This window comes from Sorangium sp. So ce302, assembly GCF_051530145.1.
In the GTDB taxonomy this organism is placed as follows: domain Bacteria; phylum Myxococcota_A; class Polyangia; order Polyangiales; family Polyangiaceae; genus Sorangium; species Sorangium cellulosum_B.
The window spans coordinates 5363016-5377388 of sequence record NZ_CP150326.1 but is presented as its reverse complement, the minus strand read 5'-3'; the positions used below and the strand labels follow the sequence as shown (position 1 = coordinate 5377388).

The 14373-nt window shown below is 70.9% G+C and carries 9 protein-coding genes; 3 read left to right on the top strand and 6 right to left on the bottom strand.

Annotated elements, in window-relative coordinates:
* Positions 1 to 10 precede the first annotated feature (10 nt).
* On the top strand, positions 11 to 1552 hold the full coding sequence (locus tag WME73_RS20340; RefSeq protein ID WP_437916807.1) for a PGRS family protein: 1542 nt from the start codon (positions 11 to 13) through the stop codon (positions 1550 to 1552).
* A gap of 36 nt (positions 1553 to 1588) precedes the next feature.
* Here the strand turns inward: WME73_RS20340 and WME73_RS20335 are convergent, their stop codons facing one another.
* Positions 1589 to 2374 (bottom strand): hypothetical protein, encoded by a 786-nt coding sequence (locus tag WME73_RS20335; protein WP_437767675.1) that lies wholly within the window; start codon positions 2372 to 2374, stop codon positions 1589 to 1591.
* 182 nt (positions 2375 to 2556) lie between these two features.
* Here WME73_RS20335 and WME73_RS20330 point away from each other — a divergent pair, with 182 nt between their 5' ends.
* Both WME73_RS20330 and WME73_RS20325 read left to right on the top strand, forming a co-directional pair.
* Positions 2557 to 3789: a di-heme oxidoredictase family protein gene (locus WME73_RS20330; RefSeq protein WP_437916806.1), complete on the top strand. Its 1233-nt coding sequence runs from the start codon at positions 2557 to 2559 to the stop codon at positions 3787 to 3789.
* Positions 3790 to 3869: 80 nt separating this feature from the next.
* Positions 3870 to 4931, top strand: coding sequence for an EfeM/EfeO family lipoprotein (locus WME73_RS20325; protein ID WP_437747071.1), 1062 nt, complete (start codon positions 3870 to 3872; stop codon positions 4929 to 4931).
* Positions 4932 to 5031: 100 nt separating this feature from the next.
* Here the strand turns inward: WME73_RS20325 and WME73_RS20320 are convergent, their stop codons facing one another.
* From WME73_RS20320 to WME73_RS20300, 5 genes are all read right to left on the bottom strand, one after another.
* Complete coding sequence (locus tag WME73_RS20320) at positions 5032 to 5805, bottom strand: PP2C family protein-serine/threonine phosphatase (RefSeq protein WP_437916805.1); 774 nt, start codon at positions 5803 to 5805, stop codon at positions 5032 to 5034.
* A 138-nt stretch (positions 5806 to 5943) separates the two neighbouring features.
* Entirely contained in the window at positions 5944 to 7443 is a 1500-nt protein-coding gene (locus WME73_RS20315) for a hypothetical protein (RefSeq protein ID WP_437747069.1), read from the bottom strand.
* A gap of 251 nt (positions 7444 to 7694) precedes the next feature.
* Positions 7695 to 9533 carry an OmpA family protein gene (locus WME73_RS20310; RefSeq protein ID WP_437916804.1) on the bottom strand — a complete coding sequence of 613 codons (1839 nt, stop codon included), beginning with the start codon at positions 9531 to 9533 and terminating at the stop codon, positions 7695 to 7697.
* A gap of 212 nt (positions 9534 to 9745) precedes the next feature.
* The gene (locus WME73_RS20305) at positions 9746 to 10411 is read right to left on the bottom strand and encodes a hypothetical protein (RefSeq protein ID WP_437916803.1); all 666 of its coding nucleotides are present in this window, start codon (positions 10409 to 10411) and stop codon (positions 9746 to 9748) included.
* A gap of 254 nt (positions 10412 to 10665) precedes the next feature.
* Positions 10666 to 14136, bottom strand: a complete 3471-nt coding sequence (locus WME73_RS20300) for a thrombospondin type 3 repeat-containing protein (protein ID WP_437916802.1) — start codon at positions 14134 to 14136, stop codon at positions 10666 to 10668.
* Between the last annotated feature and the right edge of the window lie 237 nt (positions 14137 to 14373).

Here is a 14373-nt window from a genome sequence, read left to right as displayed (position 1 = left end):
TAGGAATAGTATGAGGATTCGATTCAAGGTTGATGCACGGGTAGTGGGGTTCATTCCGGTCGCGATGGCGTTGAGCGGCTGCTTCGAGCAGCCGGATGATATCATCGGGATAGGGAACCTCGAAGACGAGCTGTCCGACGAGGCCTGCACTCCGAGCAAGCACGAGACGGTCCCCTCGAAGTGCGGGGTGTGGGTCTCGAGCACCCTGGGGGACGACAGCAACGCGGGGATCCAGAGGGCGCCCCTGAGGACGATCTCGGAGGCGCTCCAGCTCTCCCCGGACAACGGAAGGCGCATCTATCTCTGCGCCCAGACGTTCGATGAGGCGGTGATCGTGCCGGGGGGACACAGGCTCTTCGGCGGGCTCGACTGCGACGACCGCTGGCGCTGGATAGGCGACAAGAAGAAGACCACGCTCACCGCTCCCGAAGGCGAGACGCCGCTCTCGTTCGACAACGGCGAAGGCGCGGCGGTGATCGAGGATCTCCACGTGATCGCGCGCTCGATCCCGGTGACCCACACCGAGCTGGCAGGCCGATCGGCGATCGCCGCGAACAGCTCCGGGGTCCCTGTCGATTTCACGCGGTGCATCCTCGAGGCGGGCGACGGGGCGCCGGGGGCCAGCGGCGGGGCGTTCGTGGACGGCGCTGCCGAGAAAGGGATGATCGGCAACTTCGGCAACGCCGCGTGCTCGGCCACGACGGTCACCGGCGGGCTCCCCGTGAACAACACCTGCGGTACGCCCGACGATCGGTCGGACGACTCGCGCGGCGGCACGGGGGGGACGGGTGGCCTGGAGTCCGGGGGGGATGGAAGCAGCGGGGTTCCGAGCGATGTGATGAACGGCGGCAAGGGCGAGACCAGCGCCCAGCGCTGCACCGCGGGGCAGGATGGCGCGGACGGGGTGGACGGGAGCCCGGGCGCCGGCGCGACGGGCTTCGGCGATCTGTTCCTGGATGGGTATACTGGCCCGCTCGCTGGCGACGGGACGCCGGGCAGGCGGGGCCAGGGCGGCGGAGGAGGCGGCGGCGCGAAGGGCGGCACCGGCGCGCAGATGTGCCCTTTCGAGGTCTCTGCGGCCGGCGCTGGCGGAGGCGCCGGGGGCGCGGGCGGGTGCGGGGGGCTCGGCGGTCGCGGCGGAGGCGCCGGCGGGGTGAGCATCGCCCTCTTCGTGGGGAGCGCGTCCATCGACTTGAACGACGTGGTTCTGAAGACCGGCCGCGGCGGCAATGGCGGCGCTGGGGGCGAGGGCCAGCCGGGCGGCGAGGGCGGCGACCACGGGGCAGCCGGGACCCGAGGCGAGGCCACCGGGCTGAACGCCGCCTGCCCTGGCGGTCGCGGTGGCCGGGGCGGCCAGGGCGGCCCGGGCGGCGGCGGGCTCGGCGGCCACTCGATCGCCATCGCGTACGCGGGCATCGAGCCTTCGCTCATGAACACGACCATCGAGCTGGGTGAGGCCGGGATCGGAGGGCGCGGGGCCAGCCGAACCTATGACGGAGCCGACGGCGTGGCGGCAGAGATCTACGATATCGAGCAGCGTTTCCGGCAGTAGCGCGGCGTGAGGTCCGCGCCGCGACAGCGCCCGGCTCTACGCCGGCGCCGCCGGCGCGGGCCAACTCCGATCCTCCTGCATGCAGCGGAGCTGCGTCACGCGCCGTCCCTCGGCGGTGGTCACCACGATCTCCCGAACGGGCGTGTCGCGCCGCGCACGTCGGCTCAGCTTCTCGACCACCAGGAAGCCCTCCCGCGCACCCGCGAGGTGGAGGAACTCGTCGAACAGCGCGATGTGCGCGTGCGCGCCCTCGTCGGCCGTCGCGATGCGCCGCTGGGTGGTGACGCCGATCGCAAGCGCGCCGCCCCGGGCCCGCACGACCATCGCAGGATCGAGCCCACGCTGGCTCTCGTCAGGCACCGTCCAGATGTCCGCGACCCCCGCCTCGGTGAGGCGTCGCTTCATGTAGTAGAAGGAAGACTCGAGCGTGTTGTTCCGGTACGGGATCGCCTTCGACTCGATCGGATCGACGTGATTCCGCCAGAACGCGATCAGCGCGCGCGCCCAGCGCCCGCCGTCGAGCCGGCGATCCTGGAACGGCCAGTCCTCCGCCATCGCCTGCGCGCACACGCCGCGCAGCGCCTGCTCGTCGATCCCGCGCGTCGCCAGGCAGGGCGCGCAGTGCATGTAGGCCGTTCCCCTGTCGAGGAGCGCGCCGCACATCGAGCAGATGTCGTTGCCGTAGCCGGGGCCCATGTACCGGAGCCAGCCGGCGCTGAGCTCCTCGTGAGCCGCGCGGCGCTCCTCGTTCCGCTCGATCTCCCGCAGTCCGTCCCGGAGGGCCTTCGAGGCCGCGCGCCGCTCGTCATCTCGCTGCTTCATCCGCTGTCCTCCAGCGTGAGCCCGTCCGCGCCGGCTCGGGCAGTGTAACGCCCGAGCCTCCGCCGCGCTTCGCAAGGCGGTGGGATCCGCCCATGCGCGATCCCGCACACCAGCCCGGCGAGCGCGCCGCCGTGGGTTATTGACGCTGACTTTCATTTACGGCTACGGTTCCGGTCGACGACATGTCACGATTTGCCCTGTTTCTTGCCCTCCCGCTGGTCTTCAGTGTGGGTTGCGGCTCGGAGTCCGCTCCCGACGATCCTCTGGCTGGCATCACGCTGATCGGCGATGACCTCACCGACATCCCGCTGCACGACGCTTCTGCGGAGCAGGTAGCTCGGTTCAAGGACGGCGACGCGCTCTTCGATTTCGTCTTTCGCGAGCGCGATGGCCTCGGGCCGCTCTACATCCGCGCGGCGTGCGCCGGCTGTCACGACGGCGCCGCGCGCGGCCCGGGCGCGGTCCAGAAGATGGCGCTCGTCGAGGACGACGGCGTGACGCCGGCGGCGGATCAGGGGGGGCTCCCCTACGGACACACGTTGCGGCCCTACGCCGTCGGGGGGGCGACGACGCTCTCGCAGCCCGAGACCGGGGCGACGATCAAGGTCTCGAAGCGCCTCGGCCCGCCGGTGTTCGGGCGCGGCTACATGGAGGCGGTCGACGACGCCGAGATCGAGCGGGTCGCGGCCGAGCAGGCCGCGCGCGGCGACGCCATCCGCGGGCGCATCAACCGCGTGGTGTTCCACTCGAAGAAGAGCGGGGACGAGTCGTTCAACGCCTTCGTCGAGGGCGACGAGAACCTCATCGGCCGCTTCGGGTTCAAGGCGCGGGTCGCCACGCTCGACGACTTCACGGCCGATGCCTACCAGGGCGACATGGGCATCACCTCGCCGCTCCGGCCGGACGAGCTGCCGAACCCCGACGGGCTCACGGACGACGCCAAGCCGGGCGAGGACGTGGTCCTCGACACGGTGAACGCTGTCGCCGACTACATGCGCTTGCTCGAGATCCCGAGGCGCGCGCCCGCCGACGCGCGCGGCCAGGCGCTGTTCGCCGAGGCCGACTGCGCCGCCTGCCATGTCCCCTCGCTGAGGACGCGCGCCGACTACCCGATCGCGCAGCTCGCGGACATCGACGCTCCCGTCTACACGGATTTCCTCCTGCACGACCTCGGCCCTGATCTCGCCGACGGGCTGGCCGACGAGTCGGCCAGCTCCGTCGCCTGGCGGACGGCGCCGCTCATCGGCGTGCGCCACAGCACCTCGTACCTCCACGACGGCCGCGCCAGGACCATCGAGCAGGCCATCTTGCTCCACGACGGCCCCGGCTCGGAGGCCGCCGCTTCGGTCGCCGCGTTCCGCGCGCTCTCCTACGAGGATCGCGGGGCCCTGATCGACTTCGTGCGCTCGCTCTGATCGACGTCCACCGAGACGCACACGCACCAATCCACATCGCGCGCTCGTCGAACGCGAGCGGTGACAAGGAGCTCAACATCATGCACATCCCCGCCCGCTTGCGGTCCGGTCTGGCCATCGCCGCCGCCGCCCTCTCGCTTCCTGCGTGTGGAAGCGACAACGAGACGCTGCTCACCGACGCGGAGTACGAGCAGCAGGCCGTGTCCGACGTGAAGACCTTCATCCAGGGCAACATCGACCAGTTCGCCGCCGCCACGGCCGCGCTCCAGGCGGCCGCGCCCGCGCCGGACGCCGACGGGTGGAGCGCGGCGAGCGACAAGGAGGCCGTCGATGCCATGAAGGCCGAGTGGAAGAAGGCACGGCAAGCCTACGAGAGCATCGAAGGAGCCATCGCGGTCGTCTTTCCGGATCTCGACTACTCGACGGATGCCCGCTACGACGCGTTCATCGAGGTCGAGGCCGACGACGACCTCTTCGACGGTGAGGGGGTGACCGGCGTGCACGCCATCGAGCGCATCCTCTGGGCCGACGCGATCCCGGAGCCCGTCCTCGCCTTCGAGTCTGAGCTCGATAACTACAGCGAGGCGGCCTTCCCTGCCACCGAGGCCGAGGCCGCTTCGTTCAAGGACGCGCTCTGCGCGCGCCTCGCGGCCGACGCGGCGAAGATGCAATCGGATTTCGGCTCGCTCGCGCTCGACGCGCCGTCCGCCTACCGCGGGGTCATCGCCTCCATCGCGGAGCAGGTGGAGAAGACCAGCAAGGCGGCGACCGGAGAGGAGGAGTCGCGCTACGCCCAGTACACGCTCGCCGACATGCGCGCGAACGTCGCGGCCGGCGTGGCGACCTACGAGGCCTTCCAGCCGTGGATCCTGACCAAGGGCGCCGAAGGCGCGGAGGTCGACAAGGCGGTGCGCGACGGCTTCGAGCGGCTGTCGAGCGCGTACGACGCGATCGAAGGCGACGCGCTGCCGCCGCTTCCGGAGGGGTGGAGCGAGGCGGAGCCGACCGACGAGCAGCTCGCAACGCCGTTCGGGAAGCTGTTCTCGCTCGTGGAGCACGAGAGCGACGACGCGACCCCGGGCACGCTCGCCAGCGACATGACAAGGTCCGCCGATCTGCTCCGGATCAAGACGCTCCCGTAGAGCGGGGCGCATCTTCGTGCGCTACTGGCTCATCCGCGTCGTTCGGCAGCCCGTATCCCACGAAGCAGCACCCCGCTCCGGCGCGGCGCGCTCGGCCGCGTCAGTCGCCGGCGTTCCACCGCACGAGCACGCACGTGACGTTGTCGGGGCCGCCGTGCTGGTTGGCGCGGTCGATGAGGGACCGCGCCGTCGTGGCGAGGTCGCTCTCCTTTGCGAGCAGCTCGGCGATCTCCAGCTCGGAGACCGGACCCGAGAGCCCGTCCGAGCAGATCAGCAGGAGATCTCCGGCCTCGGGCCGCTCGACGCGCGTGGCCACGTCGACGGTCTTCCCCATCCCGAGCGCGCGCGTCACGACGTTGCGGGCGAGCAGCGGATCCACATCGTCAGGCAGCTGCTCGCCGCTGTTCAGGTGCTCGTTCCAGAGCGAGTGATCCTCGGTGAGCCGCTCGAGCCGGCGCCTTCGGTAACGGTAGACGCGGCTGTCGCCGACGTGCGCGATGCACGCCGAGCTCCCGTCGGCGTAGACGCCCGCGAACGTCGTCCCCATGCCGTAGCAGAGCGGGTCGCGCTGCCCGACCTCGAAGATGCGCTCGTTGGCGCGCCAGATGGACGACACCAGGCGCAGCTCGAGGGGCGTCACCTCCTCGTCGTACCCCGTCGGCTGGGTGATCTCGCCCTCGCCGTCCTTGCAGAACGAACGCACGATGTCGACCGCCATCCGTGACGCGACCTCCCCACCGGCGGCGCCGCCGATGCCGTCCGCGACGACGAAGAGGCCGAGATCCAGATCGACCGCGAAGCTGTCCTCGTTGTGCTCGCGCTGGTGGCCAACGTGGCTGTCACCGGCGGCTTCGATGTGGAGCGGGGGGTTCACAGAGCTTCCTCGTCAGCGGGACGCGTGTCGTGCCGGGAGCATCCAGCGGCGGGACGCCTCGCGCAAGTCAGGAAGGAGCTCAATTCGAGTGAAGAGCGCCGGCCTGCTCGGACACGTGCGTGACGTGCGTGACGCGCGTCACGTGCGCAGCGCGGCGGTCGCTGGCGACTGGAGAGGCGGATGGGCGCCGTGCGGCTCGCTGCGCTGCCCGGCAGGGGGCGGGACGCTGGCCGTGAGGGCCTCGAAGCGGCCGTTCTTCCAGGTCACGAGGCCTCCCGAGAGGCGCGCGGCGCTGCCCGCCCCCGGCTCGGACCTCAGCCAGACCAGGGGGCGCGCGGCGAAGACCGGCTTGGTGCAGGCCACGTCCTCGAAGGCGGCGGACCACGAGCCGGTGTTGCCGAAGAACAGCCCGCCCTCCCAGGTGCCCTCGGGCGTGTGCGTGTGGCCGAAGACGACCGCTCTGGCGCGATGGGCGCGGGCGACGTGGCGCGCGGCGCGACTGACGCGCTGCCACGTCGCGTCGAGCGGGAGCTTCGGCACGAGGCGCTCGTAGACGATGAGCGCCGCCGGCGCGACGAGCGCCCCCGGCGCGAGCCAGAGCGGAGCGAGCACCAGCCACACGAGCGCCACCGCGACCGCGAGCAGCGCCAGCGCGGCCCGGTCGAGCCACAGCTCGCGCGCGACGAGCCCCAGCCGATCCTCCGCCGGGGGTGCGAACAGGCGGGCGTGACGGGCCACGGCGCGGAGCGGGGCGCCCGTCTCCTGCGCCGCGGCGGCGAGGCACTCGCGCAGGCGAGCGCGCCGCTCCGGCTCGCGCCGGCGCACGAGCTCGACGAGCGTGCGGAGCGCGCCGAGCGCCCACGCGCCCGCGAGCGAGCGGCTGGAGAACATGTAGTAACGCGCCCAGTGCGCGAGGTACCCGAACGCGGACAGCATGAACGAGGCGTCCACGTGCGGGTTGAAGTAGCCCATCCGCGACACGAGCAGCCGGCACACGAGCGAGCCCATGGTGGGCTGGATCTCGCCGGGTTTACGCCCGAACGGGACCATCGGGTAGCGGTAGCTGCAATACGCGTCGTACTGGTTGCCGTGCTCCACGATGATGCCGTCGGGCGTCTTGTGGAACCACGCGCGAAACACGACGCGCGCGCCCAGCGCCGCGCGCGCGGCGCTGGAGAGCGGCGCGTCGGCCAGCGCGGCGAGCGCCGCATCGACGACGCGGGCCCGGATCAGGTCGCGCACCTCGGGCAACGTGAGCTGGACGTCGTGGTTGCCGGAGATGAACACGACGGTGTGCCCGTCCGCGACGACGCGACCGAGCGCCTCGATGAACACCGGGTGGTCCGCGAGGATCGCCTTCATCGCAGGGACCGCGTGCTCGGCGCTGCGGGGGAGGTCGTGAAAGACGCTCTGCTGGTCGATCACGCGCGGCGCATCGAAGTCGAACACATCGCCGTTGAGCACGAGCGTGAGCTCATCGCGCTCGGCGCCGCGCGCCGCGCCCTGCCTCATCTCGTCCCGGAGCGCGTCCAGCATCGCCGCGACCTCGCTGTCGGGGGAGTAAGGAGCCTGACGGTAACGCATCCACAGGCCGTCACCCGGCTCGAGCTCGCAAAGATGGATATCTGAGATCGCCACCGTATGGAGCATTCGATAAGGTGACACACTCGCCCGTCCACGGCCGTCAGGGAACGGTCACGGCCAGGGGTCGGGCGGTGGCGGAGGCGCATGCGGGCGCGGCGCAGCATGACGTGCCGCGGCGCTGCGATCGCCCTGGACTGCGAGGTATCGGCGTCTGCGCGTCCGGGCGGCTGTCGGGATTTGTGGTGTCTTGGGCGTTATGTCGCTCGTGGTCGAGCGTGTTGCGCCACGACGCCGGCGCTTGCTCGCTAGGGCTTTCCCTTGCGCTTGACGATCACGAACTGCACGCGGCGGTTCTTCTGGCGCCCTGTCTTGACGCGGTTGTCCCCGACCGGCTGCTCGAAGCCGTAGCCCTTGGCGACGAGCTTCTCCCTCGGAACCCCGGCGGCCACGAGCCACGAGAGGACCGCGTCCGCGCGCTGCTGCGACAGGCGGAGGTTGTATTCCTCGGTCCCGTTGTCGTCGGTGTGGCCTTGCACCTCGACGAGCTCGATGTCCGGGTTCTGCTGGATGGCGTCGCGCACCTCGTACAGGATCTCGTCGGAGATGGGATCGACCGTCTCGGCGCGCGACTTGCCGTAGACGACGAACTGCACCGGCTTGGACGTCTTGATCTCGTCGGCGTTGACACGAACGAACCTGGGGCAGCCGTTCTGTCGTGGATCAGGATCGGAGGGCCCCCGCTCGTTCGGGCAGGCGTCCGCGGCGCCGCGGACGCCGTCTCCATCCGGATCGTCCGGGCAGCCGTTCTGCTTCGGGTCACGGTTCGCCGGCCCCTTGACCTTGGGGCAGGCGTCCGACGCGTCGGCGATGCCGTCGCCGTCCGCGTCGCCAGGGCAGCCGACCTTCTTCGGGTCGTCGCTCGCCCCGCCGCGCACGCTCGGGCAGGCGTCGATGCCGTCGTGGAAGCCGTCGTCGTCCGAGTCCTCGGGGCAGCCGTTCTCCGTGGCGTCGGCGCTGCGGGCGCCCGGGGTGTTCGGGCACGCGTCGTCGATGTCGAGCACCGCGTCCCCGTCGCGATCCGCCGGCGGGCAGCCGTCCTTCGCGCGATCGGGTGAAGGATCGCCCTTCACGTCGGGGCAGGCGTCGATGTCGTCGTTGATGCCGTCGTCGTCCTTGTCGCCCGCGACGGCGGCGGCCTGGGCGCGATCCGGGGCCGGCTTCGGGAGCGGCGTCCAGCCGACCATGCCGACCGCGCGGACCGGCGGTGTGCCGATGGCGCTCGTGAGGCCCGGGCCGACCGCGGCGCCGAACGTGAGGCCGTCGAGGACGCGCAGCTTGGCGCCGAAGAGCAGCTCGGCGTTGACGCTCGCCTCGTCGCGCTGCACCGGCGTGCTCGAGAGCAGGAGCTCGTCGCCGAGCGGCGCGCCGCCGTACGCCTCGGCGCCGAGCTGGAGGAGATCGCCGGCGATCAGGAGCCCGGCGGCGCCGCCGAACGTGAACAGCTGCGGCCGGTTGGGGCCGCCCCCGAGCTCGACGCCGCCGCTCGCGCTCCACAGGAACCCGAGCGACGAGCCCGCCGAGCCGACGCGCCCGCCGAGGCTCGCGTGGACGGCGCCGCGAGCCTCGGCGTCGCCGGTGTACTGCGCCGGCGAGCCGGTGGGCGCGAACAGGTAGCCGCCGATCCCGAGCTGGAGCGGGCCTGCGTCTTCCCCGAGCAGGCGGACGCGCGCGCCGAAGCGCAGGTCGCCGAGCTCGGGCGCCGTCAGCTCGGTGAACTCGACGCCGGGGATGCCCGGGTCGTCGCCCCCTTGCGCGACGGCGAGGGGTGCGTCGATCGAGAGCAGGAGGCGATCCCAGAGCGCGAGCGAGGCGTCGAGGCGGAGGAACGTCTGCGAGGAGACGAGGTCGACGGGGGTCTCACCGCTGGTGTGGATGGGGCGGTGGGCGTAATCGAGCATCACGTAGGCGCGCGGCGCGAGGTGGCCGGGAGCGGCCGGAGAAGGCACGCCGAAGAAGGCGTCTCCAGCGGGCGCCGGCTCGAACCGATCCAGGGAGAAGCCGCCGGTGGATTGACCTCGCGAGGCGCCGGCGAGCGTCATGAGGACGGCCGTGGACGCGACCGCTGCGACGGAGGAATGCCTCATCGGCCGGGCACGATAGCGGGGGCGCGTGGCGGGGGGCAACATCCGCATTTTTTCCCTGGCCGCGGCGATCCTGGGCGAGGTCCAGGAGACGGTCTGCGACCCGCTCGCGCCGCGTTCGACATGGCCACGATTCTGGCCACAGGACGACGGCGCGCGGAGGGCGCGCCGCGCCAGGGACGATCAACGGCTATGGAATGGCCGAGCGCGGCGCGTCACGGACAGTCGCCGAAGGCGCTGTTGGGAACGACGCTGCGCGTGATATCCGCCGTGACGGTGGGGATGTCCTGTGTCCAGACGTGATCCGTGGGAGCCGCGTCGCAAGTCCCATTCTGTGAAAGGTCCACGTACCAGTGCATCTTGTACGCTTTGTCGCCGGGTATCTGCCCCGTCACGCTGAACGTGCCGTCGGCCTCGATCGCGTCCGACGCGCTCAGGGCCGGCGCGGCGTCGCCGGCAGCGACGACGGCCACGTAGACCATGTCACCAGCGGTGTAGGCGGGAACGTAACCGGTGCCGCGGAGGGTGAAATTGAAGCTCTCGCCCGACGTGCCGCCTGCTCCCGCGCCGCCGGAGCCGCCCGCTCCCGCGCCGCCCGTTCCCGTCCCGCCAGCGCCGCCCGTTCCCGTCCCGCCGGCGCCGCCCGTTCCCGCACCGCCGGTGCCGCCTGTTCCCGCGCCGCCGGAGCCGCCCGCGCCCTCGCCGCCAGCGCCGCCCGTCCCAACGCTGCTCGTGCTGCCCTCACCCGTGGTGGTGGTCGTCGTCGAGCTCGAGGTCGTCGCGTCCCCCGTGGCGTCGTCACCTCCGCATCCCGCGCCCGTACCGGCGATGACGAGCGCGCCCATCGCCATCCACACCGCGATCCACCGAGATGCCTGCATGAGGGTCCTCCTTGAAGCTCCGTTATGGCGGGGCGCATCTCCGTGCGCCGCGGGCTCATCCGCGTCGTTCGGCTCGCTGCGGCGTACTTTCATACGCCTCACTCGCCTGCCTGGCGGCTGAGCCCGTATCACACGAATCTGCAGCTCGCTATCCAAGATTGACGATATCGGACGGCTGCGTCGACGAGGAGCCACCGCGCTCGCCGGGCGTAGTTCTCAGGTGATCGCCAGAGCCCAGTTTCCGCGGCGTGGAATCATGCTGCCCGTCGCGTTTGCAGCCGGCCTCGCCGCCGGAGCACGGCGGCGAGGATCAGCAGCATCCCCCACGCCTCCCGGGGCATCGGCGCACGTCCCATGCGGCAGTCGCAGCCGCCTTGGAAATCTGGCGACGTCGCGCCGCCGCTGGTCGCAGTCGCCGTGGCGGCCTCACCGCCGGCGCCGCCCATGCCGCCAGCGCCTCCCGCTCCGCCGGCCCCTCCGCCGCCGCCGCTGCTGGTCGGATCCGGCGGCTCGCAGGCGTCACCCTGGCCGTCCTCGTCGGTGTCGGTCTGTTCGGGGTTCGCCACGCTCGGGCAATTGTCGGTGTCGGTCACCACCCCGTCGCCGTCGGGATCGCAGGCATCGCCGAGATCATCGCCGTTCGCGTCTTCCTGCCCGGCGTTCGCGTGAAGCGGGCAGTTGTCGCAGACGTCGCCGTGGCGGTCGTCGTCGGCGTCTGCCTGATCGGCATTCACGATCTGCGGGCAATTGTCGTCCGCGTCAGGGATCGAGTCGCCGTCGGCGTCATCATCGCAGGGATCGCCGAGGCCGTCGCCGTCGATGTCGGCCTGCGGCTCGCCCGGCGCAGGCGGCGGGTTCGCCGCGAAATCGCAGTTGTCGTCCTCGTTGATCACCCCGTCGGCGTCCGGATCGCCGTCAGGATCGCACGCGTCGCCGGCGCCGTCGCCGTCGGCGTCTTGCTGGCCGGCGTTCGCCAGGCTCGGGCAGTTGTCGTCGACGTCGAGCGTGCCGTCGTTGTCCGAGTCGCCGTCGCACACGTCACCCTTGCCGTCGCCATCGGTGTCGACCTGTGGCTCGCCCGGCGCGGGCGGCGGGTTCGCCATGAGGCGGCAGTTGTCGTCGCCGTCGAGCACGCCATCTTCGTCCGCGTCGGTGTCCCGGTAATCCGGGGTCCCATCGCCGTCTGTGTCGGTCGCCGGCGTGTTCAGCAGAGCATCCCCGGCCTCTTCGGAATCGAGCACCTCGTCGCCGTCGCTGTCGGGGTCCACGGCGTCGATGAACGCGTCATCGTCGGTGTTGTTGGTCGGATCGGCAGGATTGTCGCGGTTCAACACCTCCTCGAAGTCGCCGATGGTGTCGCCGTCGGAGTCGACGCTTGTCGGGTCGGTCCGGAGCGCCGCCTCCTCTGCATCCGTGAGGAGGTCGTTGTCGTCGTCGTCGTCGCAGACGTCCCCGTCGCTATCGCCGTCGGTATCGAGCTGGTTGGTGTTGATGTCGTATCCGCAGTTGTCATCTGCGTCGAGGACGCGGTCGTTGTCGTCGTCATCGTCACACTCGTCACCGAGCGCGTCTTCGGGCCCGTTCTTCGGGTTGTTCTCCTGCCCCGCGTTCGGGGTGGTGCGGCAGTTGTCGGTGCCGTCCGGCACCCCGTCCGCGTCGTCGTCGTTGTCGCACGCGTCGCCCTGCGCGTCGCCGCCGGCGAGGCTCTGGTCGGTGTTGATCTGCGTGCTGTTCGGCGCGAACTGGCAGTTGTCGGCCGCGTCGAGCACGCCGTCGGCGTCGTCGTCGTCGTCGCAGTCGTCGCCGAGGGTGTCGCCGCCTGAGAGGCTGAGATCGGTGTTGGCCTGGGCGGGGTTCGGCGTCGTGACGCAGTTGTCGTTCACGTCGGGCACGCCGTCGGCGTCGTCGTCATCATCGCAGGCGTCGCCGAACCCGTCGCCGTCGGTCAGGTCCTCGTCCGTGTTCGTCTGATCCGCGTTGCGCTGGAGCGGGCAGTTGTCGGTGGCGTCGGGCACGCCGTCGGCGTCGTCGTCGTTGTCGCACGCGTCGCCCTGCGTATCACCGCCGGGCAGGACCCGGTCCGTGTTGCGCTGGCTCGTATTCGGCTCGGTCGGGCAGTTGTCGGTGGCGTCGGGCACGCCGTCGGCGTCGTCGTCGGCGTCGCACGCGTCGCCCTCCGTGTCGCCGGTGGCGACGTCGGTGTTCGTCTGGTTCGCGTTCGACACGTCCGGGCAGTTGTCGCACGCGTCGCCTATCCGGTCCCCATCGCCGTCGTCCTGCTCGTTCGTCCCGCTCGGCCTGTTCGGTGTCGCGGGGCAATTGTCGCAGACGTTGCCGACCCCATCGTGGTCATCGTCGATCTGGCCGGCGTTGGCGATGCTGGCGCAGTTGTCGCAGGCGTTGCCGAGGCCGTCGCCGTCGCTGTCGATCTGGTCCGTGTTGGCGACCTCGGGGCAGTTGTCGCACGCATTGCCGACGCGGTCCCCGTCGCCATCGGCCTGGTTCGCGGTGATGAGGCGCGGACAGTTGTCGCAATCGTCGCCGAAGCCGTCGCCGTCGGTGTCGACCTGGGTCAGGGTCGCGACGTACGGGCAGAGGTCGCACGCGTTGCCGAAGGCATCGCCGTCCTCGTTCTGCTGATCGTTCGCGCGGTCCACGCAGTTGTCGCACGCGTCACCGGTCCCATCAAGGTCGCTGTCCGACTGGCCGGGGTTCGACGTGGCAGGGCAGTTGTCGCAGACGTTGCCGAACGCGTCGCTGTCCCCGTTCTCCTGGTTCTCGTTCGCGCGGCTCGCGCAGTTGTCGCACGCGTCGCCGACCCCATCGCCATCCACGTCTTCCTGGAGGCTGTTGGGCGTGCCAGGGCAGTTGTCGCACGTGTCGCCGACCCCGTCGTCATCGCCGTCCGCCTGGTTCTCGTTCGCGCGGCTCTGGCAGTTGTCGCAGACGTTGCCGATCGTGTCACCGTCGCTGTCCGCCTGGTTGGTGTTGGCCGTGCCAGGACAGTTGTCGCAGACGTCGCCGAAGAGGTCGCCGTCGGGGTTGCGCTGATCGGTGTTCGGGGCGTTTGCGCAGTTGTCGCAGTCGTCTCCGACGCCATCGTTGTCCCTGTCCCGCTGATCGTTGTTGAATGCAGTGGGGCAGTTGTCGCAGGCGTCGCCGTAGTTGTCGCCGTCGGCGTTGGCCTGGCTGGCGTTCGAGATGTTGAGACAATTGTCGTTGAAGTCGCTGTCGCCATCCGCGTCGTTGTCGGTCTCGCAGATGTTCCCCCGCCCGTCGCTATCGCTGTCGAGCTGATCCTCGTTGCTGGACGTGTCGCAGTTGTCGCAGACATCCGGGACGCCATCGTCGTCGTCGTCGAAGTCTGGATCCGCTGCCATGGGCGTGGGAATCGTCGGACACTCGTCGGCGGTGTCCGCTATCCCATCGTCATCGTCGTCGAGATCGGCGTCGTCCGGGGTGCCGTCGTTGTCATCGTCATTGTCGCAAGCGTCGCCCTGAGCGTCGCCATCGCCATTGTACTGGCTCGGGTTGCTGACCCCGGGGCAGTTGTCGACGCCGTTCGCGACCTCGTCGTTGTCCGTGTCCCACGGCGCCGCGCTCGCCGGCCGCGGCGCGAGCGCCACGAGCGCGAGCAGGCCCGCGAGCAGCGGCACGATCCCGCGTCGCGCGGCGCCGGCGTGCGCGAGGTGGCGGGACATCCAGGGCAAGGCGGGGAAAGTCATCGCGGCTCCTCCAGACAGATCGCGCCGTACGCGACAGCGCCCCCGTAAGCCTACCCAGTTTCGCCCTCCTCCTGGGGAGGTTTTCCTCGGCCGCGCGCTCGATCGAGCGGCGATCGCCCGCCGCCGCGTCCCCGTGCCGGAGGCCACGTCGGAGGAGCCCCCCGCCGCTTCCGACGCGCCGCCTCACTGTTCGGCGGCGGGCCGCCTTCTGTTAGGATGGGCCAGATCCGCCCTCTC